At 51.7% G+C, this 16,232-nt stretch carries 12 protein-coding genes; all 12 read left to right on the top strand.

Annotation, left to right across the window (positions count from 1 at the left end; translation table 11 throughout):
* Nucleotides 1-29: 29 nt before the first annotated feature.
* The gene (locus HW447_RS08370) at nucleotides 30-710 is read left to right on the top strand and encodes a response regulator transcription factor (protein ID WP_176254866.1); all 681 of its coding nucleotides are present in this window, start codon (nucleotides 30-32) and stop codon (nucleotides 708-710) included.
* Nucleotides 700-1,908 (top strand): sensor histidine kinase, encoded by a 1,209-nt coding sequence (locus tag HW447_RS08375; protein WP_176254867.1) that lies wholly within the window; start codon nucleotides 700-702, stop codon nucleotides 1,906-1,908. The genes HW447_RS08370 and HW447_RS08375 overlap by 11 nt, the downstream gene beginning before the upstream one ends.
* A 103-nt stretch (nucleotides 1,909-2,011) precedes the next feature.
* A complete protein-coding gene (locus HW447_RS08380) occupies nucleotides 2,012-2,965 on the top strand; it encodes an ABC transporter ATP-binding protein (protein WP_176254868.1) in 954 nt (317 codons plus the stop codon).
* Complete coding sequence (locus HW447_RS08385; RefSeq protein ID WP_176254869.1) at nucleotides 2,962-3,825, top strand: ABC transporter permease; 864 nt, start codon at nucleotides 2,962-2,964, stop codon at nucleotides 3,823-3,825. The genes HW447_RS08380 and HW447_RS08385 overlap by 4 nt, the downstream gene beginning before the upstream one ends.
* The gene (locus HW447_RS08390; RefSeq protein WP_176254870.1) at nucleotides 3,825-5,243 is read left to right on the top strand and encodes a GldG family protein; all 1,419 of its coding nucleotides are present in this window, start codon (nucleotides 3,825-3,827) and stop codon (nucleotides 5,241-5,243) included. The genes HW447_RS08385 and HW447_RS08390 overlap by 1 nt, the downstream gene beginning before the upstream one ends.
* Nucleotides 5,230-6,648: a DUF4340 domain-containing protein gene (locus HW447_RS08395; RefSeq protein WP_176254871.1), complete on the top strand. Its 1,419-nt coding sequence runs from the start codon at nucleotides 5,230-5,232 to the stop codon at nucleotides 6,646-6,648. Before HW447_RS08390 ends, HW447_RS08395 begins: the two co-directional genes overlap by 14 nt.
* Nucleotides 6,649-6,828: 180 nt before the next feature.
* Entirely contained in the window at nucleotides 6,829-8,700 is a 1,872-nt protein-coding gene (locus HW447_RS08400) for a phosphotransferase (protein WP_176254872.1), read from the top strand.
* Nucleotides 8,701-8,890: 190 nt separating this feature from the next.
* A complete protein-coding gene (locus HW447_RS08405) occupies nucleotides 8,891-9,946 on the top strand; it encodes a cell wall-binding protein (protein WP_176254873.1) in 1,056 nt (351 codons plus the stop codon).
* Nucleotides 9,947-10,142: 196 nt separating this feature from the next.
* Nucleotides 10,143-12,047 carry a GH25 family lysozyme gene (locus HW447_RS08410; RefSeq protein WP_176254874.1) on the top strand — a complete coding sequence of 635 codons (1,905 nt, stop codon included), beginning with the start codon at nucleotides 10,143-10,145 and terminating at the stop codon, nucleotides 12,045-12,047.
* 141 nt (nucleotides 12,048-12,188) lie between these two features.
* Complete coding sequence (locus HW447_RS08415) at nucleotides 12,189-12,878, top strand: polysaccharide deacetylase family protein (protein WP_176254875.1); 690 nt, start codon at nucleotides 12,189-12,191, stop codon at nucleotides 12,876-12,878.
* Between the two features lie 53 nt (nucleotides 12,879-12,931).
* Nucleotides 12,932-14,248 (top strand): replication-associated recombination protein A, encoded by a 1,317-nt coding sequence (locus tag HW447_RS08420; protein WP_176254876.1) that lies wholly within the window; start codon nucleotides 12,932-12,934, stop codon nucleotides 14,246-14,248.
* Between the two features lie 238 nt (nucleotides 14,249-14,486).
* Entirely contained in the window at nucleotides 14,487-16,202 is a 1,716-nt protein-coding gene (gene rho, locus HW447_RS08425; RefSeq protein WP_176254877.1) for a transcription termination factor Rho, read from the top strand.
* Nucleotides 16,203-16,232: the final 30 nt, after the last annotated feature.

Below are 16,232 nucleotides of genomic sequence, written 5' to 3' on the forward strand. Positions count from 1 at the left end.
GCAAAAGAAAAGGAGGCGTGTCATCACACATGAAAATACTGATCGTAGAGGATGAACGGCTGTTAGCCGGATCCATAGAGGAACTTTTGAGGAACCAGGGCTTTGGGGCAGAGGCGGTACATGACGGGGAAACGGGACTTTCCTATGCCCGGACCGGGGTATACGACCTGGTGATCCTGGATGTGATGATGCCGGGGAAAAATGGGTATGAGGTGGCAAAGGCCCTTCGGTCCAGCCATCTGGGAACGCCTATTCTGATGCTGACGGCCCGTTCGGGGCTGGAGGACAGGATCACGGGACTGGACGCAGGAGCCGACTATTACCTGACAAAGCCCTTTGATTCCAGGGAACTGACGGCCTGTGTGCGCGCCCTGCTGCGCAGGCAGGGGAGTCAGGTGGATGAGATGGGGTTTGGCAATACGATCCTGGATCTGTCCACTGCCGTCTTAAGCTGCGCAGGAAAGGAAATACGGCTTTCTGCAAAGGAATTTGATATCCTGCGCCTTTTGTTTCAGTCCGGGGCAGGAAACCTGTCAAAGGAGACTATTCTTGCCAGAGTATGGGGGTATGATTCTGATGCGGTGGAAAACCATGTGGAGGTTTATATGGGCTTTTTGAGGAAAAAGCTTCTAAGCATCGGCTCCAATGTGCGGATCGAGGCAATCCGAAGAATGGGTTATCATCTGGAGGTGGCAGAACATGATTCGTAGGCTGCGAGTGAAATTTGTAGTCATCAATATGACTATTGTAGCGCTCATGCTGAGCGCTGTTTTTGGTCTGGTATACCATTTTACAAGGTCTGACCTGGAGGATAAGAGCATCCGCATGATGGAGAGCATAGCCCGAAATCCCTTTCAGATCGGCGTTCCGGGGGAGCAAAGCGAGCAGATCCGTCTGCCCTTTTTTATTCTGCAGCTGGGGCCGGGGGGAGAACTGATTGCAAGCAGCGGAGGCTATTATGATCTGTCGGATCAGGAGTTCCTGCACGATCTGATCGTAAAAGCCCTCTCCGCCCCCAAAAGCATAGGAGTGCTGAAGGAATATGGGCTGCGGTATTACCGAACCAATACCCATCTCACGCACAGCCTTGTGTTTGCTGATATCTCCAGTGAGACGGCAGCGTTAAGAGGGCTGGTGAGAAACTGCTCCCTGATTGCGGCGGTCAGCTTTGCGGTCTTTCTGGCCGTGAGCATCTGGCTTTCCGGCTGGGCCGTAAGGCCGGTGGAGGAGGCCTGGAGGCAGCAGCGCCAGTTTGTGGCGGACGCCTCCCATGAGCTTAAGACTCCTCTGACCGTGATCATGACCAATGCAGAGCTTTTGCAGTCCCCAGGCTGTGAAGAGGAGAAGAGAAAACAGTTTTCGGAGGGCATCCTCACCATGTCCCGGCAGATGCGGGGGCTGATTGAGCAGATGCTGGATCTTGCCAGGGCGGACAGCGGCCAGACGGAGGAGGTCTTTGCCACAGTGGATATAAGCCGCCTGATTGCTGACGGAATCCTGCCCTTTGAGCCGGTTTATTTTGAGCATGGGCTCAGCCTGTTTTCAGAGATAGAGGAAGAAATACGGGTATGGGGGTCAGAGGAACGGCTGCGTCAGCTGCTTGAGATCCTTTTGGACAATGCCTGTAAATATTCCGCGGAAAATGGAAGAGTCTGGGTAAAGCTTAAAAGACAGGGAAAGAGCCGCTGCGTGCTTGCGGTGGAAAATGAGGGCGCGCCCATTTCGCCGGAGGAGCTGCGCCAGCTGTTTAAACGGTTCTACCGCGCCGACTCTGCCCGCAGTGCCTCAGGCAGCTACGGACTGGGCCTTTCCATCGCTGAACGCATCGTACAGCTGCACAAGGGAAAGATAAAGGCAGAGAGCAGAGGCGGGATCAACAGTTTTTCAGTGGAACTGACCTGTTTATAAAAGGTGTTTTTTTGCAAATACTGCCTCCTGAAGAAATTTTCAGCGTCATTTCAGCATAAATTGTTATAATGCGAGAATGAAGAACACAAGTAGGAGGTTTATCATGATACAGGTTGAGCATTTGACAAAATGCTACGGCGATGTGACGGCAGTGGATGATCTGTCCTTTGAGATAGAGGGCGGTCATGTGTACGGCTTTTTAGGCCCAAACGGAGCAGGAAAATCCACCACCATGAACATCATGACCGGATGCTTGTCGGCTACAAAGGGAAGCGTAAAGATCGAGGGCTTTGATATTTTTGAGGAACCGGCTGAGGCAAAGCGAAGGATCGGTTATCTCCCGGAGCAGCCGCCCCTTTATATGAATGAGACACCGATGGAATACCTGAGGTTTGTGGGGGAGGCAAAGGGAATTAAGGGAAAGGAGCTGGAGCGCCAGATCGGCAGTGTGCTGGAACGGACAGGCTTAACGGAGGTAAGAAACCGCCGTATCAGCGCATTGTCCAAGGGCTACAAACAGAGAGTGGGAATCGCCCAGGCTCTTTTGGGGGATCCCAAAGTTATTATCCTGGATGAGCCTACTGTGGGACTGGATCCCCTGCAGATCATTGAGATCCGTGACCTGATCCGGGATCTGGGCCGGGAGCACACGGTTATCTTCAGTTCCCATATCCTTTCTGAGGTGCAGACCATTTGTGAGAAGATCCTCATTATCGCAAAGGGGAAACTCATTGCCTTTGACGAACCGGAAAATCTGGAAAAACGCCTTCTTTCTCCCGGTGAGATTACCCTGCTTGCAGAGGCGTCCGGGGAAGAGACCAGGGATATCCTGGCCGGGATCGAACATATCACAGATATTTCCATAGAAGAAAAGAATGGGGGGCGCACCGCCGTCAGCCTCCGGTCCGACTGCGAGGACATCTATGAGGTATCACGGGGCCTGTTTAGCAGCTTTGCCGCAAGAGACTGTGTGCTTTTGGAGATGAATGTAAGAAAGGCTGATTTAGAGGAGATATTCATAGAGCTGACGGAAAAGGGAGAGGAGGAGACGGTATGACCGCTGTGTTAAAGCACGAGCTGCGCAATTATTTTCATTCACTGACCGCCTATGTATTCGGCGCGTTTTTGCTGGCCTTTGTAGGTCTTGGAGCCACTCTTTACAACCTTCAGGCAGCAGTCAGCAACTTTGAGTTTGTCTTAAGCTTCGGCAGCCTGGTCTTTGTGGTGATCGTTCCCATCCTGACCATGCGCGTCATCGCCGAGGAGAGAAAACAGAGGACAGACCAGCTTTTATATGCGCTCCCTATTTCCACTACCCAGGTGGTGCTGGGAAAATATCTGGCTCTTCTGATCGTATATTTGATCCCGTTGGCCGTTATTTCCCTGTACCCCCTGGTATTTTCAAGGTTCGGTGACGTATATCTGCCAACCTCCTACGGTTCTATTTTTGCCTTTTTTGCGCTGGGAGCGGCTCTGATTGCGCTGGGGATCTTTATTTCATCTCTGACAGATAATCAGGGCTTTGCCGCAGGTATCGGGATTGCGGTGATCCTGCTTAACTATTACAGCACCAGCCTGTCAGCCTATGTCTCCTCTACGGCGGCCGGTTCTCTGATCGCCCTGTTTGTCTTGGTTATTATCCTGGGACTGGTTATACGGTATCTTACAAAAAATGAAAATCTGGCCTATGGCTTTTATTTCCTGGGCGGCGGTGCAGTGCTGATTCTGTATTTTGCTGACAGGGAGATCCTGGCGGGGCTTCTGCCCTCTCTTATGAAAACGCTGTCGCTGTTTGCGCGGTTCAATGTCTTTGTAAATGGCGTATTTGATCTCACGGCCATTGTGTATTTTGTGACCTTTGCCGCATTTTTCCTGTTTTTATCGGTGCAGTCACTGGAAAAAAGGAGGTATAACTGATGAAGCAGAACCGCAATGCGCTTCGGGGCGGAGCCTATTCCCTGATCGTTACAGCAGTAGTGCTGGCGATGCTGATCGTGATCAATATACTGGCCGGGGCTTTGCCGGACAACCTGACAAAATATGACATCAGCTCATCCAAACTGTATTCCATTACCAGCAACACAAAAGCAGTGGTAAACGGGCTTGATAAAGACGTGACAATTTACTGGATCGTACAGGCAGACAAGGAAGATCCGGTCATTGAAAACCTGCTGAATAAGTATGACAGCCTTTCAGATCACATCCAGGTGGTAAAGAAAAATCCGGATGTATATCCCACCTTTGCAAAAAACTATACCGACGAGACTGTGGCGAACAACAGCCTTGTAGTAGAGTCCGGGGAACGCAGCCGCTTTATCAGCTATGATGATATCTACGTTAAGGAAGCAGATGTTTATTCCTACTCTTATAATACGTCCTTTGACGGAGAAGGGGCCATTACCTCCGCCATCGATTACGTCGTCAACGAAGAGCAGCCGAAGATGTATTTTTTAGAGGGACACGGGGAGAAGGAACTGCCCGCCTCCTTTAAAGAGCAGATCGAAAAAGAAAATATACAGCTGGATCAGCTGTCCCTGCTGAATGTGGATTCAGTTCCGGAAGATGCTGACGGCATCATGATCTACGGACCTTCCAGCGATATTTCCGAGGCGGAAAAGGAAATTCTGTCATCCTATACCAAAAACGGCGGAAAGCTTTTTGTGGCAGCAGGCCCTGTAAAGGAAGGAAGTCTTGTTAACCTCCACGGCCTGATAGAGGAATACGGTGTGACGGCAGAGGAGGGAGTCGTAGTAGAGGGAGACAGAGAGCACTATGCCCTTCAGACACCCTACGCCCTGCTTCCTAAGATGGAAAGCAGTTCCATTACAGATCCTCTGATAGAGGAGCACTATTACCCCATCCTTCCCCTGGTTGAGGGACTGAAGGTAGACGAGACAGAGGCTGCGGGCAGAGTAACCACTCTTTTGTCAACCACAGCGGAAGCCTTCAGCAAGACAGCCGGTTATAATCTTTCCACCTATGAAAAGGAAGAAGGGGATATTGACGGCCCATTTGCGGCAGCTGTATCCATCGCCTGCGAAAATGACGGTCAGATCCTCTGGTTCGGATCCTCGGACTTTTTGGAGGATATGTACAATGCCCTTTCCTCCGGCGCCAACAATAACCTTGGTATGAACGCCATTTCTTCCATGATCGGGCAGAGCGAGGCCATGGCGATCCGCAGCAAGTCCTTAAATTACAATTACCTGACTATCAGCGATTCTACCTCCGCCATGCTCCAGGCCATGATGATTGGAATATTTCCTCTGATCTATCTGGGGATCGGCATTTGTGTAGTAATGAGAAGAAGGAGAATGCAGAATGAAGCGGGCTAAACGATTATATATCCTGTTAGGCGCTCTGGCTGTTCTGTCAGCGGCGGCTGTAGGCGTGGTTAAAACAGAACATCATAAGGAAAAGATCAAAAACAGCGATGAGATCATCCTTGAAATACCTCAGGACAGTGTTTCCGCCCTCTCATGGGAAAATGAGTCTGAAAGCCTTTCCTTCCACAAGGGGGAGGACGGAACCTGGACTTATGACAAGGACGGGAACTTCCCTGTCAGCACAGATAAGATGCAGGAACTCTTAAAGCCGTTTGAGCAGTTCGGCGTATCCTTTGTCATTGATGATGTAGACGATTATGGACAGTATGGGCTGGATCACCCGGTCTGCACCATCCATCTGGAGACTGCGGATAAGAGCTATGATGTGCGTCTGGGAAATTTCAGCAATATGGATTCAGAACGGTATGTATCCATCGGAGACGGAAAGGTCTATCTGGTAAAGGACGATCCGCTGAATTATTTTAATGCCGGTTTAAAGGATATGCTAAACCGGGATAAGGTGCCGGCCCTTGATAAGGTGACTGACATACGGTTTACCGGGCCGGAGACCTATGAGGTGGTTTACAGCGAGGACAGCAAGGCTTCCTACAGCAGCGCAGACGTCTACTTTAAGCGGGATGGAGAAAATCTGCTCCCTCTGGATCCAAAACTGGTAAACGCCTATATAAAAACCCTCCAGAACCTGAATCTCTCTGATTACGCGTCCTACTATGTTTCTGATGAAGAGTGGGGCACATACGGTCTGGATGCGCCGGAGCTTACGATAGAGGCAGATTATACCTCTAAAAATAAGGATAAAGAGCAGACGTCTGGAACCTTTACCCTGAGTATCAGCCGCGATCCGAAAGAGAAAAAGAAGGCAGAAAAGGAAAAAGAGGAAAATGAAAAGGATGAGGAGATCACCGCTTATGCGCGGGTAAACGGCTCTCATATCGCATATAAGCTGTCCTCCGGGGATTATAAAGCGCTTATGGCCATGAAATACGATGACCTGCGCCATAAAGAAGTTTTCTGGGCGGATGCAGAGGATATCACAGGAATCGATATTTCTCTGGAGGGAAATGACTACAGTCTTACCTCCAAAGGCGGCAAGAAAGACCGCACCTGGTATTACCAGGAAGAGAAGCTTGATATGGCTGACTTAAAGTCTGCGCTGGAAGGTTTGAAGGCAGACAGCTTTACACAGGAGGAACCAAAACAGAAGGAGGAGATCCGGCTGACGGTTCATCTGGAAAATGAGGTTACACCCCAGGTTTCTCTGGCTTTCTACCGCTATGATGGAAGCCACTGCCTGGCCCAGGCAGACGGAAAAACCGTATCTCTGGTTCCAAGATCTCAGGTAGTGGATCTTACAGAGGCAGTAAACGCCATTGTTCTGGGAAATGCAAAATAAAGACCACAGACAGAAACGACCAGGGGCCGGCTGATTCATACAGCCGGCCCTTGCATTTCTCATTTTCTGTGCTATAATGTTCATATATTCATGATAAAATGATAAAATGAACACAGGCGGAGCATACGGAAATAAAAACCCAAGGTGCAAAAACGTACAGCATGGAATATGGAGGATCATATGGATCGATACGGATTGATATGCAGGAATATTTTAGAGTGTCCCGGCATTACACAGAGGGAGCTGGCAAAGAGTATGGATCTGTCTCTGGGAACAGTCAACGGGCTGATAAGGGAATGTCTGGAAAAAGGCTTTATCAGAGAGAGAGATGGAGAAAAGGGCAGAGAGCTGGCCCTGACGGATAGGGGCAGAGAACTTCTGGCCCCTTATAAGGTTGACGGCGCCCTGATCATCGCTGCGGGCTTTGGCTCCCGGTTCGTGCCGCTGACCTTTGAGACGCCCAAAGGCCTTTTAGAGGTATTCGGCGAGCGTATGATCGAGCGCCAGATCCGTCAGCTTTATGAGGCTGGAGTAGAGGATATCACCATTGCGGTGGGATATCTGAAGGAAAAATTTGAGTATCTGATTGATAAATATAACGTAAAGCTTCTATACAATCCCGAATATTCCTGCAAGAACACCCTGGCTACGGTCTACCGGGCCAGACATCTGCTGCAGGGCCGGAATATGTACATATTATCTTCAGACAACTGGCTGCGGGAAAATATGTACCATGCCTACGAGTGCGGAGCCTGGTACAGCGCCGCTTTTAAGGAGGGCGATACCAGGGAATGGTGCCTGACCTTCAACAAAAAGGGGAGGATTACCGATGTAAATGTAGGCGGAAAGGATCAGTGGGTCATGTACGGCCCGGTTTATCTGTCCAGAGAATTTTCTGCCCGGTTCCTTCCGGTGCTGGAAGCCTATTATGAAACGCCGGGAACGGAACAGTTCTATTGGGAACAGCCCTATGTGGATATGCTGAAGGGCGAGGCAAAGCGCCGCCTGGAAGCGGAGGGGGGAGATCTGCTTGCCAGGGCGGAAACGTTCTCCGGCCAGAAGGCCTCCGGGTGGGATCAGATCGAGATGTACGCCAACCGCCAGCCCAGGGATCAGGTCTATGAGTTTGAGAACCTGGAAGAACTGCGCCTGTTCGATCCCAGATATCAGAACCATTCTGACAACGCGGCCATGGATCTGGTATCCAGGGTTTTTGAGGTGCCGGAGTCAGAGATCACCGATATCTGCTGTCTGAAGGCGGGAATGACAAACAAATCCTTTTTATTCCGGGTAAACGGCAGCCGCTGCATCTGCCGCATTCCCGGACCGGGAACAGGACTTCTCATCAACCGCCGACAGGAAAAGGCGGTCTATGATACAGTGGCTTCTCTGGGAATTACGGAGGAGGTTCTTTATATGAACCCTGATACCGGCTACAAGATTGCACGGTACTATGAGGGAACCCGGACGGCGGATGCAGAAAACTGGAAAGATATGGAAAACTGTATGGGAATCATCCGAAAGCTTCACCAGTCGGGCCTGAAGGTGGGGCATTCCTTCGATATCCGGGAGCGGATCGGATTTTATGAACGGCTGTGCCTGGAGCATGGGGGCATTCCCTTTGAGGATTATGGCCAGGTCAGGGGATGGATGAATGAACTTATGGACCGCTTAGACCGTATGAACCGTCCGAAGTGCCTCTGCCATATCGATGCAAATGTGGATAACTTCCTTATGTTTCCGGACGGCAGTGCAAAACTTCTCGACTGGGAGTATGCCGGGATGTGCGATCCGGTGATGGACATTTCCATGGCAGCCATCTACTCTTACTATGACGAGGAGCAGACAAAGCGGCTGTTAGAACTGTATTTGCAGCGCAGACCTGAAAAAGAAGAGTATTACGCGGTCTTTGCAAACGCCGCACTGGGAGGCTTCCTCTGGTGCCTGTGGGCTGTGTACAAGGCGTCCCTGGGCGAAGAATTTGGGGAATACACCATCATCATGTACCGCTACGCAAAGGGCTACTATAAGAAACTTCAGGCGCTCCGATAAAATTTACGAAATTGTAATAAAATCGTTACCTTTTTCGGAACGGATCTGTGGTATAATCAAAATTATGACAACACAGAAGGACAACCCTCTGGAAGTATATCGGGGCGTTCCGGAGCGGTTTTCTGCTCACAATGCAGACAAAGCAGGGAAGCGTTTTGGCGCGCCAAAAGGAACAGGAGGAGACAAAGGCATGAAACATAAGAAATACCTGGCTGCACTGGCAGCAGCCGGTATGATCGGCGCCATGGCCATCGGGACGGCGTTTACATCATATGCGGCAGACGGATGGACCAAGTCGAACGATCACTGGACGTATATCTATCAGGGCAAGACCCATACAGGATGGCTTCAGACCAGCGAGGGCTGGTATTATATGGATCTTTCCACCGGCTATATGACCACCGGATTTAAACAGATCGACGGCAAGTGGTACTTCTTCCGTCCCGGCGGCCTGATGGCAAAGGGATGGATCAACCCCGAATACGGCAAATGGTACTATATGCTGGATGACGGCACCATGGTTACGGGCTGGTTAAGGATCGGTGATGACTATTATTTCATGCGCGGCGACGGGAGCATGGGAACGGGCTGGCGTCAGATGGACGGAGCCTGGTATTATTTCCAGGATAACGGCAAGTGCGTAGTGAATGCCTGGGCGCAGATCAAGGATAGCTGGTATCTCTTCGGCACAGACGGCAAGATGATGACTGGCTGGGCCAAGGTAGACCAGGATTACTTCTACTTGAATACAGACGGCCGTATGCTGATCGGCTGGCTCAGCGACAGCGAGGGAAACAAGTATTATATGGATATGACCAACGGCAAGATGTCCGTAGGCTGGAAGCAGATCGACGGCAAGTGGTATTACTTTAACAGCAACGGCCATATGATGACAGGCTGGATCCTGGTAGACAGCAAGTATTATTACCTGAATCCTGCGGACGGCGGCGTGATGACGGCAGGAACTACCCTGGATATCAATGGTACATCCTACACCTTTGATGCCTCCGGCGTATGCCAGAATGCAAACGGCGTATCCGCCCAGACCCCGACTGGAGGCAGCCAGTCCTCCACCGGCGGAGTGACCGGTGAAAACGGAGGTCCCGGCGTATCGAAAGGTTCAGGCAGTTCAGGCTCCGCCGGTCCCGGAAGCTCTTCCGGCACCAGCACAACCAGCACAACCGGTCCTTCCGGAACTGGAACTGACAGCTCTCTGACGGCAGGACGCACCGACGGTCCAGGCTGATGAGTGATCATAACAGGATACGCCTTTGGGAACGCATGGCGTTTACAGACAAAGGCGCAGGAGAGCGTGGCTGAATCTCATTCCCGCTCGGATATAACAGGGGGATGCTGCGGCGGGATAAGCTGACGGCATCCCCCTGTTTGTGTATACGTCCCGCGCCATATGCGCAGGAAAAAGTAAGACTGAGGAGACGATCATGAAAAGGAAACAGGAGATGAAAAAGCGCTGCCAGGCTTTGCTGCTGGCAGGCATACTGGGAGCCGGCACTCTGGGGCCGGCGGCCACTGTCTACGCCATCGGGCCGGGAGAGACCGGTTCCCAGACAGGGCAGGTTACTTCAGGCGGCCCCGGAGCGACAGGAAATAATACCTCTTCCGGCAATACAGAGACCGGTTCCCAGAACACGGGAGCAAAGAGCACCGATACGTCGCAGACCAATACAAACGCCTGGAAAAAGGTAAACGGTGTGTATCAGATGCCCGACGGCAGTTCCATCCAGAACGTCCTTGCAAGAGGTATCGACGTATCCAGATGGCAGGGCGAGATCAACTGGAGCCAGGTAGCTGCAGACGACGTATCCTTCGTGATGCTGGGAACACGCTCCAAGGGTGCCGTTGACCCCTATTTCCATCGGAATATCCAGCAGGCCAGCGCCGCAGGCGTCAAGGTAGGCGTGTATATCTATTCCCTGGCGACTACGGTGGAAATGGCAGAGGCAGAGGCTGACTTTGTTCTGGATCTGATCCATGATTACCCCATTTCCTACCCCGTGGCATTCGATATGGAGGACTCAACCCAGGGAAATCTTTCAAAAGCAGACCTGGCGGCCATTGCCAATGCGTTCTGCAGCAAAATCTCTTCTGCGGGGTATTATCCTATTATCTATGCAAATGAGAACTGGCTGAAAAACAAGCTGGACATGAATCTGATGGATTATCCCGTATGGGTGGCCCGTTACTCCGCCCGCCCAACCTACGAAAATCCCGTTATGTGGCAGGCCACCAGTACCGGCTCTGTAAACGGTATCAATGGAAATGTGGATATTGACTTCCAGTTTAAAGATTTCACCTCTGTGATTCCTGCGAATACCTGGCGTACCATTGACGGCAGACGGTATTACTACAGCAATTATACCAAGCAGAAGAACGCATGGGCCCAGGACGGAAGCGACTGGTACTATATGGACGAAGAAGGCCTTGCCTCCACCGGCTGGATCACCGTTTCCGGCGTCCGCTACTATCTGGATGAAACCACCGGAAAGATGCAGACCGGCTGGCGTCAGGACGATGGGAAATGGTATTATCTGGGCAGCTCAGGAGCGGTGAAGAAGGGATGGATCAATGACGGAGGCGTCTGGTATTATTCCAATCAGGAGGGCGTGATGCAGACTGGCTGGCTGGAGATCGACGGCAAGCGCTACTATATGGAACCCTCCGGGAAAATGGCTGTGGGCTGGACCAGCCAGAATGGAAAATGGTATTATCTGGATCCGTCCGGCGCTATGATGAAGGGATGGATCAATGATAATGGAACCTGGTATTATTCTGACCAGAGCGGCGTGATGCAGACCGGCTGGCTCAATGATGCGGACGGCAAATATTATCTGAAAACCTCCGGTGCCATGGCTACTGGCTGGCGTCAGCTGGACGGAGCCTGGTACTACTTTGACGGCAGCGGCCGCATGGCTGTCGGCATGATCGAGGTAAACGGTCTTCACTACTATATGGATCCCTCTACCGGCCGCATGGTATCCGACCGGGCAGTGGACATCGGAGGAGTCACCTATCAGGCTGCTGCCGATGGAAGCTTAAGCCAGCAGGGAGAGAGCGGCGCTGTATCCGGCAACACAGGCTCTGAGGCTCCGGGAACACCTTCTGAGAATACCGGTTCCTCTTCTGGCGCGCCGGGAACCGCTGCCGGAAATGAATCCTCTTCAGGAACCATCATTATTCCATCCAACGGAAACAACAGTTCCGATGGCGCTTCCTCCCAAACCGGCTCCCCATCCGGTACGGTAACCGGAATCAACGGAGGCCCCGGCGTCAGTTCATCCACGTCTCAGTCCCAGGTAGTGACCGGGACAAAGCCGGGAGAGCAGTAATAATATCCATTCTTTATAACTCTAACATCATGTATATTCAGACGGGGCGCCGCAAAATGCAGCACCCCGTGTTCTAGTTTCCCGCTCCCGGCCATATCATATAATCAATATATGCAGTCTGCCGGGAGGCTCTTGTAACCTGTGAAATTCAAGCAATCCATCCGCCTGCTTTCCGTCATCCTGGCGGCGGATCTCTTTCTTTTGGCATTCCTGATCCAAATCATATTTATCCCGGCCCCTTCCGCCGCCGTTTCTGCTCCGGAAGCGCCCCGGACGGAAAAATACGTGGCGCTTACCTTCGATGACGGCCCTGATCCCATCCATACTCCGGTTCTCCTAGACGGCTTAAAAGCCAGAGGGATTCCCGCCACCTTCTTTCTCATGGGAAGCAGTATTCCAGGCAATGAAGCCATCGTAGCGCGGATGAAAGCGGAGGGCCATCTGATCGGAAACCACAGCTATAACCATGTTCCCCTCACAAAGGCAAAAACCTCTGCTGTCTGCCAGGCCCTGGACCGCACCAGCACGCTGATTCAGTCTATTACCGGCTCGGCTCCCGAATATATGCGCCCTCCTTACGGCGACTGGAACGAAGAACTGGAATGTCAGGCGGGCATGACAACCGTCCTCTGGTCTGTGGATTCTCTGGACTGGAAGCTAAAGGACAGGGAGCGGATCGTAAAGAGGGTCTTGAAAGATGTGGAAGATGGGGATATTATATTGATGCATGATATTTTTGGCACATCCGTATCAGCTGCTCTGGAACTGGCGGATATCCTTCAAAAGGAAGGCTATACCTTTGTAACCGCCGATGAGCTGCTGATCGACTGATATTTCACAAAAACATTCCGTAAAACCCCGCCAACATGAAAAAGGAATAAAAAATGAACCTGTTTGATTATATGAGAGAAAATACAATGGAAAAAGAAGCGCCTCTGGCTTCCAGGCTTCGCCCAAAAACTCTTGAGGAGGTGGTAGGCCAGCAGCATATCATTGGAAAGGACAAACTGCTTTACCGGGCCATCAAGGCTGATAAGCTGGGCTCGCTGATTTTTTACGGCCCGCCCGGCACCGGAAAGACTACCCTTGCAAAAGTAATCGCCAACACCACCAGCGCTGATTTCAAGCAGATCAACGCGACGGTAGCAGGGAAAAAGGATATGGAAGAGATCGTGGCTGTGGCAAAGGACAGCATGGGAATGTACGGCCGAAAGACCATCCTGTTTGTAGATGAGATTCACCGTTTCAACAAGGGCCAGCAGGATTACCTTCTCCCCTTTGTAGAGGACGGAACGCTGATTCTGATCGGCGCAACTACGGAAAATCCTTATTTTGAGGTCAACAGTGCGCTGATTTCCCGCTCCCGCATCTTTGAGCTTAAGCCGCTGGAAAAATCAGATATCCTGGAGCTGATACGCCGCGCTGTCACCGATGAAGAACGGGGAATGGGAACGTATCAGGCGGTCATTGATTCAGACGCCGCTCAGTTTCTTGCCGATGCTGCGGGAGGGGACGCCAGGGCCGCCTTAAATGCCATAGAGCTGGGAGTTCTTACCACGCAGCGCAGCGGGGACGGGAAAATCCATATCGATCTGGCTGCGGCGCAGGAATGTATTCAGAAACGGGCTGTGCGCTATGATAAGAACGGGGACAGCCATTACGATACCATTTCCGCTTTTATTAAAAGTATGCGGGGCTCGGATCCTGACGCGGCGGTCTACTATCTGGCCCGTATGCTGTATGCGGGAGAGGATATCAAGTTCATCGCCCGCCGGATTATGATCTGCGCGTCAGAGGATGTGGGAAACGCCGATCCTCAGGCGCTGACAGTAGCGGTAAGCGCCGCGCAGGCTGCCGAGCGCATCGGTATGCCTGAAGCCCAGATCATCCTTTCACAGGCCGTGACCTATGTGGCCTGTGCCCCCAAGAGCAATGCCGCCTGTCTGGCCATTCAGGCCGCTATGGATACGGTAAAGACCACACGCTCCAATCCGGTTCCGGTTCATCTTCAGGATCGTCACTACAGGGGGGCTGCCGATCTGGGCCATGGAAATGGTTATCTTTATGCGCACGATTACCCCAGGCACTATGTAAAGCAGCAGTATCTGCCTGACGGTATGGAAGGCGCTGTCTTTTATGAGCCATCGGATAACGGGTATGAGAGACAGATCCGAAAACATATGGAGTGGCTGAAAAATTAAACTTTACAATCAGTGGGAACAGAGGCTATAATATCTGTATAAGGGCAGGACGGCAGGCTGCCGGCTTGTCCGTCCTCCGTTTCGGATTCATCTATGACCAGCTCCCCTCAGGAACTGGACAACATCCCCAAGATCATTTTTCAAAAGAACCAATGATACAGCAATACAGGATTATTCAGAAACACATAAAAACAGGCGTACGCCTGCGTCCTGCCCCATAGAAATAAGGAGAACAGATATGCGAGAAAAATTACAGACGCTGCCTTTGGCAGAACTTAGGGAATTAGCCAGATCCCAGGGACTAAAGGGGATCAGTGCGCTCAGAAAAGCAGAGATCATAGATCTTTTATGCCAGAAGGAGGAAAGCGGGAGAGAGAATAGCGGGAAAGAGAATAGTCCTGCGGCTCCTGCGGCTTCGCCGTCCAGGCCTGCCAGGACAGCCAGAGCTCCTCACACTCCGCGGTCCCGCAGAGAGACGGAAACGCCCGGTGCACAGAGGGAGCAGAAAGAGGCCAGAGAACTCCGCGATACCCGCGAATCAAACAATTTTAAAGATGCAAATGAAGTCCGCGATGCCCGTTCCTTTTCTTCCGAGCGCCGGCCTTATACCTACAACTCCCGCTACGAAAACCGCCAGTCCAGCCGCACGGACAACCGCAGCGAGAACCGTTATGACACCCAGAACGACAGCCGCCAGGAGGCCCGCAGCTTTCAGCCGGTCTCTGCATCCCAGTTTACTGAGAATCAGGAGTTCCGTCCGTCCCGTCCTGAGATGCGCAACGATGCCGTAGGCCTTTCCAATCAGGATATGGCGGAGCTGGACAGCGGCATCGAGGCAAACGGCATTCTGGAGGTCATGCCGGACGGATTTGGCTTCATCCGCTGTGAGAACTTCCTTCCCGGTGAAAACGATGTATATGTGGCTCCCTCCCAGATTCGCCGTTTCAACCTGAAAACCGGCGATATCATAGCGGGAAACAGAAGAGTAAAGGCAATTACCGAAAAATTTGCCGCCCTTCTTTATATCAAAACCGTAAACGGCTATCCCTTAAGCGCCACAGAGCGCCGGCCCAACTTTGAAGATCTGACCCCCATTTTCCCTAATCAGCGCCTTCACATGGAAAATACCAGAGAACGCACTTCGGTAGCCATGCGTGTTCTTGATCTTCTGGCCCCCATAGGAAAAGGCCAGAGAGGTATGATCGTTTCTCCGCCAAAGGCAGGAAAGACGACCCTTTTAAAGCAGGTAGCCAGAGCCATTACCACCAATCACCCGGATATGCACCTGATGATCCTGCTCATCGACGAGCGTCCTGAGGAAGTAACCGATATCAAGGAAGCAATCGTAGGCCCTAATGTAGAAGTGATTTATTCCACCTTTGACGAGCAGCCCGACCGCCATAAGCGCGTATCGGAAATGGTTATCGAGAGAGCTAAGCGTCTGGTTGAGCACGGCAGGGACGTGATCATCCTCTTAGACAGTATTACACGCCTTTCCAGGGCTTATAATCTTACCATAGCTCCCAGCGGCCGTACGCTGTCAGGCGGTATTGACCCGGCGGCCCTTTATATGCCGAAACGTTTCTTTGGAGCTGCCCGCAATATGCGTGAGGGCGGAAGCCTGACGATCCTGGCCACTGCGCTGGTAGATACCGGCAGCCGCATGGACGACGTAGTGTACGAGGAATTTAAAGGAACCGGCAACATGGAGCTTGTTCTGGACCGCCGCCTTTCTGAAAAACGCATTTTCCCGGCAATTGATATTTTAAAATCCGGTACCAGAAGAGACGATCTTCTCCTGACACGGGAAGAAGCCGAGGCAGTAGACATCGTGCGCAAGGCAACGAACTCTCTCCGTCCCGACGAAGCAGTGGAAAAGATTCTGGATCTCTTCTCAAAAACCAGGAACAACCGGGAATTCTGTGAGATGGTCAAGAAAATACGGTTGGTGTAGCAGAAACAGAATATCCTTTTCTTTTTCTGG

This window comes from Enterocloster alcoholdehydrogenati (assembly GCF_013282095.1).
GTDB lineage: Bacteria > Bacillota > Clostridia > Lachnospirales > Lachnospiraceae > Enterocloster > Enterocloster alcoholdehydrogenati.